Source organism: Amycolatopsis melonis, from assembly GCF_040064235.1.
Classification (GTDB): domain Bacteria; phylum Actinomycetota; class Actinomycetes; order Mycobacteriales; family Pseudonocardiaceae; genus Amycolatopsis; species Amycolatopsis melonis.
Window position 1 is genome coordinate 18,115 of sequence record NZ_JBDZYD010000021.1, and the last position, 16,896, is coordinate 35,010.

Consider the following 16,896-nt stretch of genomic DNA (forward strand, 5'->3'; position numbering starts at 1 on the left):
GGCGCCGCCGGGCCGGGGGGGTGGGTGCGTAACAGTGTTAGAACACTTTTACGCACTCACGACAAGCCGCGGCAGACCACCAAACCCGCCGTCTGCTCCTTCAGTACGTCACCGTGACCGGTGCCCGGCCTCCGCGTGCCGTCACGGTCAGCGTCTGTGTGGCCGCGTCCCACTGCCAGCCCTGTGACGGCGCTCCCCCGACGCGGACGTGGGACGGTGCCGCCGCCACGCCGAGGAACTTGACCGTCCACTCGCGACTCGCCACCGGGAACCGGCCCTGCGGCGGCGCCACCGTCACCGTGTGCGCGCCGGCCCGCTCGGCGTAGGTGATCGCGGTGCGGGTGGCGTCCGTGCCGTTGTCCTCGTACAGCGTGAACGTGCCCGGCGCGCCCGGTGCCACCGTCACCGTCGCGCGGTTCAGCGGGTTCTGGACGTCGTTCGCGACGTCCGCCGTCCGCGTCACCGTGATGCCGCCCGCGCGCAGGAACACCGGCATCGTGGCCAGATCCGCCGTCACCTGGCGGGTGGCCGGACCCTGGTACGTCGTCCCGGTGAAGTAGTCGGTCCACTGCCCCGGCGGGAACCACACCGACGTGGTGTTCCCCGGCGCCGTCACCGGCGCCACCAGCAGGTCCGGCCCGTAGAAGTACTCGCTCTGCGCCGCCGCGTACGCGTCCGGCTCGTCCGGGTACTCCAGGTACGTCGGCCGCACCACGGGGACGCCCGTCGTCGCGGCCTGCTGGGCCAGCGTGTAGGTGTAGGGCACCAGGTTCTCGCGCAGGTTCAGGAACTTCGTCGCCGACGCCTTCGCCGCGGCGCCGTACTGCCACGGCAGCCGGTCGCTGTGGTTGCTGTGCAGCCGGTCGATCGGCTGGAACGTCCCCAGCTGCACCCAGCGCGCGTACAGGTCGTCGGGCAGCTTGAACGTCTGGTGCTGCTGCCCGCCCGAGGTGTAGGTCTCGCTGCCGCGCAGGCCGGTCGTGTCGTTGTGGCCGCCGATGTCGTGGCTGATCGCCGACATGCCGGTCGCCGCCGACTCCGCCGGCGTCACCCCGACCTCCATCCGCAGCGTGCCCCACGTCGAAGAGGTGTCGCCGGTGAAGTGCAGCGTGCTGCGCTTGTCCGCCCACGGCCCGGTCGGCAGCGCGGCCGGGCTGCCGTACCCGCCCGCCTGCAGCGAGCCGTACGCCCGCGAGATCACGAATCCCCGTCCGGTCGCCGGGGCGGCCAGGTCGGCGTAGTGCTGGTTGATCCAGGCGTCCGGGGTGACACCCGGGAGGCTGGAGCGCGACGCGTCGCAGCACCAGTCGAGCCACCAGAAGTCGTTGCCCTGCCGCATCATTTCCGCGTGCAGGTCCAGGTACGCCTTGAGCTGGTCCGGATCGCCCCAGTCGAAGGTGTAGCAGTCGGTGCCGCACCCGGACTTGGCGAGCTTGCCCTTCGCGGTCGCCTGCGCGCGGGCGAACTGCGGGTCCGAGCCCATGATGCTCGGGTGCGTGTTCAGCGTGTTGTGCAGGCCCTGCGCGTGCGACCAGGCGAAGAACGCCGCCGGATCGGGGAACTTCGTCCGGTCGAACTGCCAGCCGTTCCAGGTGTCCGGCGCCTTGAAATCCGTGTCGGTCACCAGGACGTCCAGCGGCACGCCTTCGCTGCGGAACCGGGGCAGGATCGTGTCGCGGTAGTCGGCCTCGGTGCGGTCGATGTACTCGGAGTACCAGACGCCGTACGCCCAGCGCGGCAGCAGCTGCGGCGGCCCGGTCAGGGTCGCCAGGTCGCGCAGGCCCGCCTTGTAGTCGTGGCCGAACGCGAAGACATAGCCGTCCTGGTAAGGGGTTCCGGCGTGCGACGGCCGCGGCGTGACCGCGCGCGTGCCGGTGTCGTACAGCGCCGACGTCGTGTCGTCGAGCAGGTACCAGCCGTCGCGGTGCAGGAGCCCCTCGGCGAGCGGGGGCGGGCCGTTGTCGCCGTTCACGCCGTCGAGGCCGCGCCGGTACCCGCCGAGCGCGAGGTGCGGTGGCGGCGCGGCGGCACCGTCCGGGGTGACGGCGAGCGTGTCGACGTTGACGTGGCAGCTGAGGTCGCCGGGGCAGTCCAGGACGACGTCGTTCGTCCCGGCCTTCAGGTCGACCGGGACCGACGCGCTCTGCCAGGCGTCCCAGCCGTCGGTGGCCGGGAGGGTCAGCGTCCGGGTGACGCCGTTGGCCGTCACCGACGCGGTCCGGGTCTCGTGACGGCCGTCGCCGCCGATGCCGTTGGCGTAGCGGACGTGCAGCCGGTAGGTGCCGGCGGCGGGCACGTCGGTCGCACGGTGGGTCAGGGAGGAGCCCCGGTTCAGCTCGGCGACGAAGCCGCGGCCGGAGTATCCGGCGTGGTCCGTGGCGACGACCGCGGAGCCGGTGCGCAGCCCGGTTTCCGCCTCGCAGCTCACCCCGGCCGGGCAGCCGCCGAAGGCGCGGGAGGACGGGAAGGGCGCTCCGGCGGGGAGCACCGCCAGTGCGTCGAGGTTGACGTTGCCGGAGTCGGCCGCGGTGCGCTCCAGGCGGACGCTGTGGTGGCCCGGCCCGAGGGTGACCGGGACCGCCGCCTCCGCCCAGGTGTTCCAGTCGGCCGTCGTCGGCAGGGTGAGCTTCTGCGGTGCGGCGCCGTCGACCGAGACGGACAGGGTGCGCGTGACGTGGTTGCCGTCCCCGCCCTGGCCGTTGGCGTACCGCGTGGTCAGCGCGTAGGTCCCGGCCGTGGCGGCGAGGACGTCCGCCGTCACGGAGGTGCCGGTGCTTTCGAAGCCGGCGAGGAAGCCTTCGCCGGTGTAGCCGGAATGGTCGGTGGCGACGCCCAGCCCGTCGGCCGCCAGGTCCTCGGCTTCGCAGCGCGCGCCGACCGCGCACGTCAGGTGGCGCCAGGGCGCCGCGAGCACCGAAGACGTGCGGATTTCGAGGTTGCCGCCGTCGAACGGGCCGGAGCCCAGCCGGTAGGTCAGGGTCGCCGCGCTCGTCCTGATCGTGAGCACGCCACCGGAAACGGTGGAGGTGAACGGCGTCGGCGTGAACGCGCCGCGGCCGACGGCGTTGAAGGTGGCGGCGTCGGTGAACCGGCCGTCACCGGCGTATTCGGTGCGGATCAGGGTCGGGGACAGCACCTGGAAGCGGGCGTTCCCGGCGGTGACCGTCTGCCGCACCGGCCCGGCGGTGGCCGGGGCCGCGACGGTCAGCGCCGCGACGGCGCATCCGGCGACGGCGAGCACACCGGCCCGCCGGAAGGTTCTCGTTGTTCTCCTGTGCACGCGGACTCCGTCCCGGCTGGTTTTTACAACGTTGGAAAAGCCGGGTTCGATCCGAGCACACGCGCGCGGGACTTGTCCAGACCAGCCGGGAAACCTGTCCGGGACAGGATCAGCGGCCGGTCACGCCGTCGATCTGCTCGCGCAGGATGTCCGCGTGCCCGGCGTGCCGGGCCGTCTCGCTGGTCATGTGCGCGAGCACCCACCGGAGGGTGTGGAACGTCCCCTCGACGGGAACCGCCAGACGCCGGTCCGGATCACCCGCGGCCCGGATCGCCGCGTCGCTCTCCTCGATCGCCGCGCGGTAGCCGGCCAGGACGTCGTCCGCGGACCGGTCCGCCGGGACCGCCATGCCGAGGTCGCCGTCGTCCGGGCCGCCCGCGAGGTGATGGCCGAACCACACCCGCTCCGCCCCGGTCAGGTGGTGGACCAGCCCGAGCAGCGAGGTGCCCGAGCCGACCATGACGCGCCGCAGCTGTTCCTCGGTGAGCCCTTCGGTCTTCTTGAGCACGCATTCCCGGGCGAACGTGAGGAACGCCGTCGCGGTGTCGAGCTCGCCACGGTCGTTGCGGGGAACGGGTTGCCGCTGGGTTTCCGCCATGGACCCAACCTAGGGCCGGTAGCGTTCCCGTCGTGGACGGGGCCGGGGACGTGCAGCGCTGGGTGCGCGGCTGGCGGCTGCGGCTGCTCGACGCGGGCATGCTCGCCTATCCGGCGGTCACCATGGCGGCGGTCCTGCAGCACTCGGCCGGGCCTGCCGCGGTCGCCGGGTGTCTCGTCGTAGCCGCCTTCGCGGTCTGCTACCTCCTGGCCGCGAACGCCGCGGCTCAGCGGACCATACGGCGGTTCTGGTCGCTGGTCGGCTGCTGTGCCGTGCTGTTCGCCGCCGCGCTGCCGTTCGCGTACGGCGATGCCTTCTTCCTCGCCGCCGTCGTGCTCTCCCTGGCCGCGCCGCGGCTTCCCCGGCGGCGGGCCGTCGTGCTCGTGGCCGTCTCGGCCGTCGCCGCCGTCGTGGTGCCGTGGGCGGTGCGCCCCTGGCACAGCGGGCCGGGCTGGACGCAGGCCGTCGCGCTGGTCTTCACCGTGCTCATGGTCTCCGCCTTCGCCGAGGCGTTCCGGGCCAACACCGCGCTGCGGGAAGCCCGCGCCGAAGTCGCGCGGCTCGCGTCGGAGGCCGAGCGCACCCGGATCGCGCGGGACCTGCACGACCTGCTGGGCCACTCGCTCACCGCGATCACCGTCAAGAGCACCCTCGCCCGGCGGCTCGTCACCGCCGACGCCGCCCGCGCGGGCGCGGAGATGTCCGCCGTCGAGTCGCTGGCCCGCCAGGCCCTGACCGACGTGCGCGCGGCCGTCTCCGGCTACCGCGAGGTCACGCTCGCCGGGGAGCTGGCCCGCGGCCGTGAGCTGCTGCGTGCCTGCGGGGTCGCCGCCGACCTGCCCACGGCCACCGACGTCGTCGCGCCGGACCGCCAGGAACTGTTCGGCTGGATCGTGCGTGAGGGCCTCACCAACGTGGCGCGCCACGCCCGCGCGAGCCGGTGCACGGTCTCGCTGAGTGCGTCCACTGTGGAGGTTGCCGACGACGGCAACGGCACGCCCGCGGCCGCGGGGTCCGGGCTGACCGGCCTCCGCGAGCGCGTCGCCGCCGCGGGCGGGACCCTCGAAGCGGGACCGGTCGGGCCGCGCGGCTGGCGGCTTAAGGTCACGCTGTGACGATCCGCCTGCTGCTCGCCGACGACCAGGAGCTGGTCCGCCAGGCGTTGTGCGCCCTGCTCGCGCTGGAGGACGATTTCGAGGTCGTCGCCTCGGTCGGCCGCGGCGACGAGGTCGTCGGCGCCGCCCGCGCCCACCGGCCCGACGTCGCGCTGCTGGACATCGAGATGCCGGGCCTGGACGGGCTCGCCGCGGCGGCGGTGCTGGCCGAGCAGGTGCCGGACTGCCGCGTCGTCATGCTCACGACGTTCGGGCGCGCCGGCTACCTGCGCCGCGCGATGGAGGCGGGCGCGGCCGGGTTCGTGGTCAAGGACGCGCCGGCCGACGTGCTCGCCGACGCGATCCGGCGCGTGCACACCGGCGAGAAGGTGGTGGACCCGGCCCTCGCGGTCGCGACGCTGACCGCGGGCGAATCCCCGCTGACGGCCCGCGAACGCGACGTGCTCATCACCGCCCGCTCCGGCGCGACGATCGCGGAGATCGCGTCCCGGCTGTACCTCTCGGAAGGCACGGTCCGCAACTACGTCTCCGCGGCGATCGCCAAGACCGGGGCACGCAACCGCGTCGGAGCCGTGCGGATCGCCGACGAGCGCGGCTGGCTCTAGGCCAGCCGCTCCGGCAGCCCCGCGGCGGTGACGAAGCCGGCGCCGACGAACTTGACCGCCCCGGAAAAGCGGTCGCCGGTGACCGTGTAGACCCACAGGCCTTCGGCACGCAGGACCCCGGCGGCGTCGCGGCGGTAGCTGCCCGCCGCGGGCTGGCCGTTGGCGCGGGTGGGCAGCAGCCGGACCGGACCGCCCGCCAAGCCGAAGGCGTGCCGCTCGATGAAGGGCAGGCACACGGCCAGCCCCTTGAACCAGACCGGATGCGGGACCGCTTCGAGGCTGAAGTCGTCGTGGATGACCGCGCGGATCCCGGCGGCGTCCTCGGCCTCGAAGGCCGCGATGTAGCGGTCGAGCAGCGCCTGCTCGACGTCCGGGCCCGGGGACCGGTCGCCGGGATCCAGCTCGTCGAGGCGGGCGCGGGCCCGCTGCAGGAGGCTCTTCACCGCCGGGACGCTGATGCCGAGTGCCTCGGCGATCTCGGCGGCCGACCACGAGAGGACCTCCCGCAGCAGGAACGCCGCCCGCTGCCGCGCCGGCAGGTGCTGCAGTGCCGCGATCAGCGCCAGCCGCACCGCCTCACGCCGGACGACGACCTCCCCGGGATCGCCGAGCACGGCGTCGGGAAGCGGCTCGAGCCACGCGCGCGCGTCGTCGGTGAAGACGCGGGCGTCGGGATCGTCGGCAGGCGCGCCGATCCCCGAGGGCAGCACGCGCCGCCGGGGGTGCTTCAGCTCGGTGAGGCAGGTGTTGGTCGCGATCCGGTAGAGCCAGGTCTTGAGCGACGAACGACCCTCGAACGCGGCCAGCCCGCGCACCGCACGCAGGTAAGTTTCCTGGACGGCGTCCTCGGCGTCCTGGTAGGAGCCGGTCATCCGGTAGCAGTGCGCGACCAGGGCCGGGCGCAGCGAGCTGAACTCGTCACGCAGCTGCTCGGTTTCTTCCCGCGGGATCGCCTCCGACGACACGACACACTCCCCTGCTGGTCTGGATCAGGCTACCGATTGGACTCCGGCGGCCGGGAAAAGGAATCGGCCGGGTTGCGGCCCAGCGCCGCGAGCAGGCGCTGGGCCGCCGGACGGCCCGGCGGCAGCGGGATGGGGTCCGCGAACAACCCGTGCCGGACGCCGCGGCCGAGCACCAGCGGCAGCTCGGCGAGCAGCGCCACGGCGAGGTCCTCCGGCAGCGGCGGGCCGCCGGCGTCCCAGGCGTGGACCGCCGCTTCGATCGCGCCGACGACGATCAGCCGGTGACACGGCAGCCGCAGGCCGTCGACCGCGATCCGGGCGCGCGTCGTGCGGGCGGCGGCCAATAGCGCGCTCGCCGCGCGGCCGAGGTCGCGGCACCCCGCCGGGCCCGGTTCCGGCACGGCACCGGAGTCCAGCGCGGTGGCCAGGCAGCGCAGCGACTGCGTGGCGTGGCCCAGGACGTCGGCCACGGTCCACCCCGGGCACGCCGACCGGCGGCCGAGCCCGGCGGTGCCGATCTGCGCCGCCGACGTCACCGCGTAGTCCAGCGCGCCCGCGAGGACCGCCTCAGCCGCGGGAGCCACCGGGCGTCTCCATCCGGCGCAGCCCGGCGAGGGCGTCGCGCATCGCGGCGAGGCCCGCGCGGTAGAACCGGGGCCCGAACGACACGCGGGCGACCCCCAGCGACGCCAGTGCGGCCAGGTCCAGCTCCGGGCCGGTGTTGCCGTTCACCGGCCCGGGCACCCCGGCGACCAGCTGCCCGAGGTCGTGGCGGGCGGACACGCCGATCGGGTAGACGCAGTCCGCCCCGGCCTCGCGGTAACGCCGTCCGCGCCGGATGGCCTCGGTCAGCCGGTCCTCCTCCGGAATTCCCGATGAAGGCAGGAAGGCGTCGATTCGCGCGTTGAGCACGATCGGGACGCCTGCCGCGTCGGCGGCCGCGCGGATCGCGGCGAGCCGGTCGGCCTGGGCCTCGGTGTCGACGAGCCCGCCGGCGCGGTGGTCGGTGTCCTCCAGGTTGCAGCCGGCGGCGCCCGCTTCGAGCAGCTGCGTCACGAACTGCTCCGGTTCCAGGCCGTACCCGGCTTCCGCGTCGACGGTCACCGGCACCGAGACGGCGGCCGCGATCCGGGCGGCGGCCGCGAACATCTCCCGCCACGGCGCCCGCTCGCCGTCCTCGTGGCCGAGCGCGTCCGCGACCGCGGCACTCGAGGTCGCCACCACCGGGTACCCGGCGCCGGCGACGAGTTCGGCGCTTTCCTCGTCCCAGGCGTTCGGCAGGACCAGCAGGTCCCCGTGGTGGAGTTCGCGCAGCAGGTCGGCGTGGGCTTTGAGGTCGGACATCACTGCTCCTTCGGTTCACGGCGAGAGACGAGACAACCGGCCAGCGCACCCGCGGCCGCGAGGACGGCGGCGGCCACGAGGGCCGTGGTGAACCCGCCGGTGAACGCTTCCGGCGAGGCGTAGCTGCCGGACAGGGAAAATCCGAGTACGACGATCGCCACGCCGAACGCGCCGCCGAACTGCCGCATCGCGCTGAAGGCGCCGGAGGCCTTGCCGATCAGCCGCGGCTCGGCCGAGGACAGCACCGCGCTCTGCACGGCGGGCAGGCACAGGGCGATGCCGGTCCCGGACAGCACCAGCGGCGCGACGATCGCCCAGTACGTCCCGCCGGGGTCGGCGACCACGGCGATCCAGAGCATCGCGAGGCCGTGCAGGCCCAGCCCGGCGACGATGAACGGCCGTTCGCCGAACCGGCCGGCCAGCCGTCCCGCAACCTGCGGGACGACCGCGGTGGTCAGGCCCCACGGCGCCAGCGCCAGCCCCGCGGCGAGCGGCCCGAAGCCGAGCCCTTCCTGCAGGAACTGGGCCATGAAGTACACCGCACCGAGCGCGGACGCCCAGTGGAAGAAGATCACGACGTTGCCCGCGGCGAACCGCCGGGACCGGAACCGGTGCAGCGGCAGCATCGGGTGCCGGGCGTGCCGCTGCCAAGCGGCGAACACGCCCAGCACCACCAGGCCGCCGAGGAGCGGCCCGGCGATCACCGGGCTCGTCCAGCCTGCCGCGTTGCCCTGGACCAGCCCCCACACGACGCCGGACGACCCGAGCCCGGCGAGGACGAGTCCCGGCAGGTCGAGAGCCGCGTCCGGGCCACGGCCTTCGTCGATCCGGGACGGCACGAGCAGCAGCAGGACCGCCGCGACGGGGACGTTGATCCAGAAGATCCACGGCCAGGAGACGCCTTCCACGACGGCGCCGCCGAGCAGCGGGCCGAGGGGGACGGCGACCCCGCTCGCGCTCGCGAAGACGCCGAGTGCCTTGGGCCGCAGCTCCGGCGGGAACGCGGCGCCCAGCAGGGCGAGGGCGAGCGGCATGACGAAGGCGGCGCCCGCGCCCTGCAGCGCCCGTCCCGCGATCAGGGTCGGCGCGTCCGGCGCGAGCGCGCAGACCAGCGAAGCCGTGCCGAACAGCGCAAGTCCTGCCGCGAAGACCCGCCGCCGTCCCCACCGGTCCCCGGCGGCCGCGGCGGTCATCAGCAGGACGGCGAAGGTCAGGCCGTAGGCGTTGACCGTCCATTCCAGCTCGGTGACCGACGCACCGAGGTCTGCCCTGATCACGGGCAGGGCGGTCGCGACGACGAGCGTGTCGAGGACGACCATCATCGAGGCGACCGCGGTGAGGGCGAGCACCCACCGCTGTCTGGCCGTCCCGGCGGCGGGGGTGGGCGGGGTTTCGACGCGCACTGGTGTCTCCTTGGAGGCTGCGGGTGGTTCCGCAGGCTTGGACACCGGGCGCGGCCCAGAAGAATCGGCACAGAGGAATCGGCGGGGAGGTCAGCCGCGCAGGCGGGCCTCCGCGGCTGCCCAGTCCGCCGTACCCCTCGGCTCGTAACGGCGGATCTCCTGCGTCTCGCGGACCAGGGCCCGCATGGCCGCCAGGTCGGGCAGGTCCTCCCCCAGCGCCCGGGCCTGGACCAGCACGTTCCCCAGTGCCGCCGCCTCGACCGGGCCTGCCAGGACCGGGACGCCGCACGCGTCCGCCGTCGACTGGCACAGCAGCTCGTTGCGGGCGCCGCCGCCGACGATGTGGACCACGTCCACGCTGCGGCCCGTCAGGGTCGCCGCCTCGTGGATCGTGCGGCGGTGGGCCAGGGCCAAGCTGTCCACTATGCACCGGACCGTCGCCGCGCGGCCGGACGGCGGTCGCTGGCCCGTGGCCCGGCAGGCCGCCGCGATCCGCTCCGGCATGTCGCCCGGGGGCAGGAATTCCGGGGCGTCGATGTCGACCACCGCCGCCAGCGCGGGCGACCCGGCCGCGGCGGACAGCAGGCCCGGCAGGTCCGAAGCAGACCACGTGCGCATCGTCTCCGACAGCACCCACAGGCCCATCACGTTGCGCAGGAAGCGGATAGTGCCGTCGACGCCGCCTTCGTTCGTGAAGTTCGCCGCCAGTGCCGCGTCGCTCAGCTGCGGTGCCGTCAGCTCCAGCCCGGCCAGCGACCACGTGCCCGAGGAGATGTAGGCGAAGTTCGTTCCCGGGGAAGCGGGCACGGCCACCACGGCCGACGCCGTGTCGTGCGAGCCGACCGCGATGACCGGGACACCGGATGGTGCTTCGCCGACGATCGTGCCGGGGTCGCGCAGCGGCGGCAGCAGGCGCGGCGGGATCCCGGCCCGCGAAGCCAGCGAAGTGGCCCATGTCCGCGCCCGGACGTCGTAGAGCTGCGTGGTCGACGCGTTCGTGCGCTCGGCCCCGATCGATCCCGTCAGCCAGTAGTTCAGCAGGTCCGGGATGAGCAGCATGGTGGCCGCCGCGGTCAGCCGGTCGCCTTCGGAGACCAGCTGGTAGAGCGTGTTGAACGGCAGCTGCTGCAACCCCGTGATGTCGTACAGCTCGCGGTCGGGGATCGTGGCCGCGAGCTTCGCCGGCACGCCGTCGGTGCGGGAATCGCGGTAGCAGACCGGGTTGCCGAGCAGCGCGCCGCGCTCGTCGAGCAGGCCGTAGTCGACCGCCCACGAGTCGATGCCGATGCCGTCCACCCGGCCGGCGTCGCCGATCCCGGCCAGCGTCTCGCGGTAGAGCCCCAGGATGTCCCAGTACAGCGCCGGTCCCGCGCGGACGCCGCCGTTCGGGAACCGCCGGACCTCCTCGACGCGCAACGTCGACGGCCCGGCAGTTCCGGCCATCACCCGTCCGCTCGACGCGCCGAGGTCGACCGCCGCGACGCGTTTCACGGGCGCACCACCGTCAGTTCCAGGCCGAGCAGGTCCGCGACGGCCGTCAGCTCGGCCACGCGGTGGCCGGTGCCCAGCGCCCAGTGGTGCGCGATGCCGCTGGCCGACCAGGCGTCGGTCCACTCGCCAGGGTCGCAGCCGAAGTCGACGCGGGAGGTCGTGTTGCCGATCCGCAGCAGCGGCCCGGGCACGACCGTGCCTTCGGACGCGACGATCGTGAACGTCCCGTCACGCCCCTGTCCCAGCCCGCACAGCGTCACCGGGCCGTGCCTGACGTCGAACTCCACCGACACGCCCCAGCCGCGCTTGCCGTGGTAGACGCCGAGGCCGCGCAGCAACGGCTTGCGGGCGCTGATCCCCAGGTGCGCCGGGCCGTCGTGGCCCATCTCGACGACGTTGTCGCGGAAGTTCAGTGCCTGCAGCTCGGTGAACGAGCCGCCCGCGCCGAGCCGGTCCATGATCAGCATCGCCAGGGACGTCCGCAGCTCGAACTCGCCCACCGCCGGGATACCGCGCGCGGTGAGCAGGGACGCGCCGAGGATGAACCCGGCGCCGACGCGTTCGTGTGTCTCGCCGTCCAGGCCGCGGTGGTAGTAGGCCAGCGAGTCGAGCGCGAAGTCCTCGACGAGCCGGTCGAGGGCGACCGAAACCCGGGCGCCCCAGGCGAAATCTTCGTCCACAACGGACTCGTCCACAGTGAACACTTCGCGTGCCAGCGCGACGCGGGCCGCGGTCTCGGCGTCGGTGACCTTCTCGGCACGCACGCGCAGGTCGTCGATCTCCAGGATCTCGACGTGCCCGCCGAGCTGGGCGGACACCAGTGTCGGGTCGGTCGAGACGTCCATCATGCCCGGGTAGAGGTGCCCGAGCAGGCCGTGGCGGCCGTGCCGCAGTGCCGCGGCGACCCCGGCCGCCCTGATCCACCGCCCGATGCGCGTCCAGGCCCGCTCGTCCTCCAGGTACCCCGACACCGAGCGGAACTCGACGCCGAGGCGGCGGAACGCGTTGGCCATCTCCGGCAGCGGGCAGGCACCGCAGTAGGCCAGCCACGCGCCGGTGTCGAAGGTCTCGTGGTCCATCGCCTCGGTGGGCTGCAGGTTCAGCAGCAGCACCGGCGCGCCCGAGCGCTGCGCGACCGGGGCCAGCATGCTGGAGGTGAGGTACGTGGTGAGGAAACCGATGATCAGGTCGCATCCGGCCACGCGCAGCTTCTCCGCCGCGGCCGCGCCTTCGGCCGCGTCCGAGACGAACCCGGCGTCGACCACTTCGCAGTCCATTTCGGACAGACGGGCGGCGACCCGCCGTGCCGAAGCCTGCAGCTGGGGCAGCAGCGACGGGAACTGCGGCCAGTACGCGCCGAGCCCGCCGGAGACGAGGCCGACGCGGGTGCGGCGCGGGGTGATGCGGTCGATCATCGGTTTCCTCCCGGGCTCAGCGCAGGAACGCGGCCGCCACTCCGGCGTCCACCGGCACGTGCAGGCCGGTGGTGTGGGTCAGCTCGCCGCCGGTCAACGCGAACACCGCGGCCGCCACGTGTTCCGGCAGGACTTCGCGCTTGAGGATGGTGCGCTGGGCGTAGAACTCGCCGAGCTTCTCCTCCGGCACGCCGTAGACGGCCGCGCGCTGGGCACCCCAGCCGCCGGCGAAGATGCCCGAGCCCTGGACGACGCCGTCGGGGTTGACGCCGTTGACGCGGATGCCGTGCCCGCCCAGCTCGGCGGCCAGCAGCCGGACCTGGTGGGCCTGGTCGGCCTTCGCCGCGCCGTAGGCGACGTTGTTCGGGCCGGCGAACACCGAGTTCTTCGACGAGATGTAGACGATGTCGCCGCCGATGCCCTGCGCCACCATGGCCTTCGCCGCGGCCTGGGACACCAGGAACGAGCCCTTGGCCATGACGTCGTGCTGGAGGTCCCAGTCGCGCTCGGTGGTCTCCAGCAGCGGCTTCGAGATGGACAGGCCGGCGTTGTTGACGACCAGGTCGATGCCGCCGAAGGCGAGCACGGTCGCGTCGACCGCGGCCTGGACGGCTTCGGGGTGGGTGACGTCGGCGAGGACCCAGTGCGCCTTGTCCGCGTTCCCGATCCCGGCGGCGACCTCGGCGGCGGCTTCGCCGTTGAGGTCGGCGATGACGACGCAGGCGCCTTCGGCGGCGAGCCGCTGCGCGATCGCCTTGCCGATGCCCGACCCGGCCCCGGTGACCAGGGCGATCCGCCCGGCGAGGGGCTTGGGTTTCGGCATCCGCTGGAGTTTGGCCTCTTCGAGGGCCCAGTATTCGATCCGGAACTTCTCGCTTTCCGGGATCGGCGCGTAGGTGGACACGGCTTCGGCGCCGCGCATGACGTTGATGGCGTTGACGTAGAACTCGCCCGCCACCCGCGCGGTCTGCTTGTCCTTGCCGAAGGAGAACATCCCGACGCCCGGCACGAGGACGATCGCCGGGTCGGCGCCGCGCATCGCGGGCGAATCCGGCGTCGCATGCCGCTCGTAGTAGGCGGCATACTCCGCCCGGTATTCGGTATGCAATTCCTTCAGCCGGGCGAGGATATCGTCGACCGGAGCCGTCGCGGGCAGGTCGAGCACGAGAGGCCGCACCTTGGTGCGCAGGAAGTGGTCCGGGCACGACGTCCCCAGCGCGGCGAGCGGCTGGAGCTTCTCGCGAGCCAGGAAGTCGAGCACGACGTCACTGTCGGTGTAGTGGCCGACGACCCGCTGGTCGGTCGACGCCAGCCCGCGGATCACGGGCGCCAGGGCCGCGGCACGCGCACGCCGTTCGGCGTCCGGGAGGGCTTCGAAACCGGGAACGACCGGGCCGAACGGCTCCGCGGCACCCCGGGTGGCGATGAACTCCTCGGCGGTCCGGATGATCTCCAGGGAGTTCCGCTGACACTCCTCCGAGGTCGCGCCCCACGCCGTGATGCCGTGGCCGCCGAGGATCACGCCGATGGCCTGCGGGTTCGCGGCCTTCACCGCGGCGATGTCGAGACCCAGCTGGAAGCCCGGCCGCCGCCAGTCCACCCAGGCGACGCGGTCGCCGAAGCACTCCTTGGTCAGTGCCGGGCCGTCGGCCGCCGTGGCCAGCGCGATGCCGGAGTCCGGGTGCAGGTGGTCGACGTGCGCGGCCTCGACCAGGCCGTGCATCGCCGTGTCGATCGACGGCGCCGCCCCGCCCCGGCCGTGCAGGCAGTAGTCGAACGCGGCGACCATCTCGTCCTCGCGCTCGACACCCGGGTAGATGTCGGCCAGGGCCCGCAGGCGGTCCAGGCGCAGCACCGCCAGCCCGGCCTCGGTCAGCGTGCCGAGGTCGCCGCCGGAGCCCTTGACCCACAGCACCTCGGCGGGAGAGCCGGTGACCGGGTCGGTCACCGCACCCTTGGCGGAGGTGTTGCCGCCGGCGTAGTTGGTGTTGCGCGGGTCGGCCCCGAGCGCGTTGCTGCGCGCGATGAGCTGCTCCGGCACGGTCATGCTCATGCTCCCCATCCGGCCTGCGTGCCGCCGGCGCGCTCGGCCACGATCTTCTCCTGGTATCCGCTGCGGTGATAGGCCGCGATCGGGTCCGGGTCGAGCCCGGCGTCCTCCCGCAGCTCGGCCAGCAGCGGCCGGACGTCAGTGTTGTAGGCGTCCATCAGCACGGCGTTGGCTTCGAGGACGTTCCCGGCCTGCTGGGCGGCCCGCAGCGCGGCCCGGTCGACCAGCAGCGCCTTCGCGGTCGCCTCCTGCACGTTCATCACCGAGCGGATGATCGCCGGGATCTTCGCCTCGATGTTGTGGCACTGGTCGAGCATGAACGCAATACCGTAGGCCGGGTCGAGCGCATCGGCGCGGACGATCTCGTACATGATCCGGAACAGCTGGAACGGATCCGCCGCGCCGACCATCAGGTCGTCGTCGGCGTAGAAGCGGGAGTTGAAGTCGAACGCGCCCAGCTTCCCAGCCCGCAGCAGGAACGCCACGATGAACTCGATGTTCGTGCCCGGAGCGTGGTGGCCGGTGTCGATGCAGACGGTCGCCTTCTCCCCCAGCTCGACGCAGTGCGCGTACGACGTGCCCCAGTCCGGGACGTCGGTGGCGTAGAACGCCGGCTCGAACAGCTTGTACTCCAGCAGCATCCGCTGATCCGGCCCGAGCCGGTCGTAGGTTTCGCGCAGCGCGGCCGCGAGCCGGTCCTGGCGGTCGCGGAGGTCGTCCTGGCCCGGGTAGTTGATGCCGTCGGAGAACCACAGCTTCAGATCACGCGAGCCCGTCGCGTCCATGATGCCGATCGCTTCGAGCAGGTGGTCGGTCGCCTTGCGGCGGATGCCCGGGTCGGGGTTGGTCACCGAGCCGAGCTTGTAGTCCTCGTCCTGGAAGACGTTGGTGTTGATGGCGCCGATCTCGATGCCGAGGTCCCGCGCGTACGCGGTGAGGGCGCCGTAGTCGTCGACCTTGTCCCACGGGATGTGCAACGCCACGCTCGGCGCCACGCCGGTGAGCTTGTGGACCATCGCGGCGTCGGCGATCTTCTCCTCCGGCGTGCGCGGCACGCCGGGTTGCGGGAACACCTTGAACCGGGTGCCCGAGTTCGCGTACGCCCACGACGGCGTTTCGATGCGCTGGGCCCGCAGAGCCGCTTTCACGTCCACGGCGATCACTGTCCTTCCGCGACAGGGGTGGGGTCGAGGTGGAAGACCTCGTCCAGGAGCCGGAAGCCTTCGTCGGGCGGGCCGCCGTCGAGGCCGGTGAAGAACTCCGCCATCTCCGCCTGCCAGCGGGCGTTGACCTCGGTCCGCGCCATCGCGGCCTGCGCGGCGGCGAGGTCGTCGGCCTCGACGTAACCGATCAGCAGGCCGTCCTCGCGCAGGAAGAGCGAGTAGTTGCGCCAGCCGGTGTCGCGCAGGGCCTGCTGCATCTCCGGCCACACGGCGCGGTGCCGCGCGCGGTACTCGGCCAGCCGATCCGGCTTGACCTGCAGGCAGAAGCAGTATCGGGGCACAGTCCGTCCTTTGTGGAGCCCGGCGGGGCCGCCCGTCACGGCCCCGCCGGGAGTCTGAACAGCGTCAGAAGTTGAACTTGTCGATGTTGTTCGCGTCGAACGTCGTCGGCGGGCCGAGGACGATCTCGCCGTTCTCGCCGATGGTGTAGTCGCCGAGCTTGCCCGCCTTGAACTTCTCACCCTGCTTGCCGGTGATCTGGCCGGACTTCAGCGCGACACCCGCGTACGCGGCGAGATACCCGATGTCGGCCGGGTTCCACAGCGCGAACTGCTTCACCGTGCCGTCCTTGACGAACGCGCGCATCTGGTTCGGCGTGCCGAGGCCGGTCACCGCGACCTTGCCCTTGTAGCTGGACGTGCTGACGTAACGCGCGGCGGCCGCGATGCCGACCGTGGTCGGCGAGACGATCACCTTGAGGTTCGGGAACGACTGCAGCAGGCCCTGTGCCTCCTGGAACGACTTCTGGTCGTCGTCGTTGCCGTAGGCGATCTTGACCAGCTTCAGGCCCGCGTTCTCCGGCTTCGCCAGCTCCTTCTTGGCGACGTCGATCCAGGCGTTCTGGTTGGTGGCGTTCGGGGTCGCCGACAGGATCGCGATCTCGCCGGACCCGCCGGACAGTTCCTTCGCCTGCTTGACCAGCTGCTCGCCGATGCCCTGCGTGGTGGCCTGGTTGATGAAGACGTCACGGCAGTCCTTGGCCGCGTCGGAGTCGAAGGCGACGACCTTGATGCCGGCACTGCGGGCCTGGTTCAGCGACGGGCAGACCGCGTTCGGGTCGTTCGCGGCGATGCCGATGACGTCCTGCTGCTGCTGGATCAGCGTGTTGATGTAGCTGACCTGCGACGACGCGCTGGCGTCGTTCGGCCCGACCAGCTTGTACTCGCCCTTCAGCTCGCCAAGCGCCTCCTTGCCGCCGCTGACCTCGATGTCGCTGTAGGGGTTGTTGAGCTGCTTGGGCAGGAACGCCATCTTGACGCCCTCCTTCGCCGCGGCGCCGGGGTTCGCCGCCGCGGTGGACTGCTGGCCGCCGGAACCGGCGTTGTCGTTCTTGGTCGTGCCGCCGCACGCGGCGAGGACCAGCACCAGCCCGGCCGACACTGCACCGGTGAGGAACCGTCGGGACAT

At 72.8% G+C, this 16,896-nt stretch carries 14 protein-coding genes; 2 read left to right on the forward strand and 12 right to left on the reverse strand.

Annotation, left to right across the window (positions count from 1 at the left end):
* Positions 1-100 precede the first annotated feature (100 nt).
* Both ABJI51_RS41240 and ABJI51_RS41245 read right to left on the reverse strand, forming a co-directional pair.
* On the reverse strand, positions 101-3,280 hold the full coding sequence (locus tag ABJI51_RS41240) for a TIM-barrel domain-containing protein (protein ID WP_348956639.1): 3,180 nt from the start codon (positions 3,278-3,280) through the stop codon (positions 101-103).
* A gap of 109 nt (positions 3,281-3,389) precedes the next feature.
* Positions 3,390-3,878: a DinB family protein gene (locus tag ABJI51_RS41245; RefSeq protein WP_348956640.1), complete on the reverse strand. Its 489-nt coding sequence runs from the start codon at positions 3,876-3,878 to the stop codon at positions 3,390-3,392.
* Positions 3,879-3,910: 32 nt separating this feature from the next.
* Between ABJI51_RS41245 and ABJI51_RS41250 the strand changes: the two genes are divergently transcribed.
* Both ABJI51_RS41250 and ABJI51_RS41255 read left to right on the forward strand, forming a co-directional pair.
* Complete coding sequence (locus ABJI51_RS41250) at positions 3,911-4,993, forward strand: sensor histidine kinase (protein ID WP_348956641.1); 1,083 nt, start codon at positions 3,911-3,913, stop codon at positions 4,991-4,993.
* Positions 4,990-5,598, forward strand: a complete 609-nt coding sequence (locus tag ABJI51_RS41255; RefSeq protein ID WP_348956642.1) for a response regulator — start codon at positions 4,990-4,992, stop codon at positions 5,596-5,598. Before ABJI51_RS41250 ends, ABJI51_RS41255 begins: the two co-directional genes overlap by 4 nt.
* Here the strand turns inward: ABJI51_RS41255 and ABJI51_RS41260 are convergent.
* The 10 genes from ABJI51_RS41260 to rhaS all read right to left on the reverse strand — a co-directional run bounded on the left by ABJI51_RS41260 (position 5,595) and on the right by rhaS (position 16,896).
* A complete protein-coding gene (locus ABJI51_RS41260; RefSeq protein WP_348956643.1) occupies positions 5,595-6,563 on the reverse strand; it encodes an RNA polymerase subunit sigma-70 in 969 nt (322 codons plus the stop codon). The two genes, ABJI51_RS41255 and ABJI51_RS41260, sit on opposite strands and share 4 nt — an antisense overlap.
* 29 nt (positions 6,564-6,592) lie before the next feature.
* Positions 6,593-7,147 (reverse strand): maleylpyruvate isomerase N-terminal domain-containing protein, encoded by a 555-nt coding sequence (locus tag ABJI51_RS41265; RefSeq protein WP_348956644.1) that lies wholly within the window; start codon positions 7,145-7,147, stop codon positions 6,593-6,595.
* On the reverse strand, positions 7,131-7,907 hold the full coding sequence (locus ABJI51_RS41270) for an isocitrate lyase/PEP mutase family protein (protein WP_348956645.1): 777 nt from the start codon (positions 7,905-7,907) through the stop codon (positions 7,131-7,133). Before ABJI51_RS41270 ends, ABJI51_RS41265 begins: the two co-directional genes overlap by 17 nt.
* The gene (locus tag ABJI51_RS41275; RefSeq protein ID WP_348956646.1) at positions 7,907-9,310 is read right to left on the reverse strand and encodes an MFS transporter; all 1,404 of its coding nucleotides are present in this window, start codon (positions 9,308-9,310) and stop codon (positions 7,907-7,909) included. The genes ABJI51_RS41270 and ABJI51_RS41275 overlap by 1 nt, the downstream gene beginning before the upstream one ends.
* 90 nt (positions 9,311-9,400) lie before the next feature.
* Positions 9,401-10,753 (reverse strand): rhamnulokinase, encoded by a 1,353-nt coding sequence (locus ABJI51_RS41280; RefSeq protein ID WP_348956725.1) that lies wholly within the window; start codon positions 10,751-10,753, stop codon positions 9,401-9,403.
* Between the two features lie 44 nt (positions 10,754-10,797).
* On the reverse strand, positions 10,798-12,216 hold the full coding sequence (locus tag ABJI51_RS41285; protein ID WP_348956647.1) for an L-fucose/L-arabinose isomerase family protein: 1,419 nt from the start codon (positions 12,214-12,216) through the stop codon (positions 10,798-10,800).
* Positions 12,217-12,232: 16 nt separating this feature from the next.
* The gene (locus ABJI51_RS41290; protein WP_348956648.1) at positions 12,233-14,263 is read right to left on the reverse strand and encodes a bifunctional aldolase/short-chain dehydrogenase; all 2,031 of its coding nucleotides are present in this window, start codon (positions 14,261-14,263) and stop codon (positions 12,233-12,235) included.
* A gap of 2 nt (positions 14,264-14,265) precedes the next feature.
* Positions 14,266-15,429 (reverse strand): L-rhamnose isomerase, encoded by a 1,164-nt coding sequence (gene rhaI, locus ABJI51_RS41295; RefSeq protein ID WP_348956649.1) that lies wholly within the window; start codon positions 15,427-15,429, stop codon positions 14,266-14,268.
* Positions 15,426-15,770, reverse strand: coding sequence for an L-rhamnose mutarotase (locus ABJI51_RS41300; RefSeq protein WP_348956650.1), 345 nt, complete (start codon positions 15,768-15,770; stop codon positions 15,426-15,428). The genes rhaI and ABJI51_RS41300 overlap by 4 nt, the downstream gene beginning before the upstream one ends.
* Positions 15,771-15,834: 64 nt before the next feature.
* A complete protein-coding gene (rhaS, locus tag ABJI51_RS41305) occupies positions 15,835-16,896 on the reverse strand; it encodes a rhamnose ABC transporter substrate-binding protein (RefSeq protein WP_348956651.1) in 1,062 nt (353 codons plus the stop codon).

Excerpts from the sequence above, each read along its gene's own strand:
- ABJI51_RS41245 (WP_348956640.1), bottom strand. The coding sequence starts at position 3,878 with ATGGCGGAAACCCAGCGGCAACCCGTTCCCCGCAACGACCGTGGCGAG.
- ABJI51_RS41270 (WP_348956645.1), bottom strand. The coding sequence starts at position 7,907 with ATGTCCGACCTCAAAGCCCACGCCGACCTGCTGCGCGAACTCCACCAC.
- ABJI51_RS41280 (WP_348956725.1), bottom strand. The coding sequence starts at position 10,753 with ATGGCCGGAACTGCCGGGCCGTCGACGTTGCGCGTCGAGGAGGTCCGG.
- ABJI51_RS41285 (WP_348956647.1), bottom strand. The coding sequence starts at position 12,216 with ATGATCGACCGCATCACCCCGCGCCGCACCCGCGTCGGCCTCGTCTCC.
- ABJI51_RS41290 (WP_348956648.1), bottom strand. The coding sequence starts at position 14,263 with ATGACCGTGCCGGAGCAGCTCATCGCGCGCAGCAACGCGCTCGGGGCC.
- rhaS (WP_348956651.1), bottom strand. The coding sequence starts at position 16,896 with ATGTCCCGACGGTTCCTCACCGGTGCAGTGTCGGCCGGGCTGGTGCTG.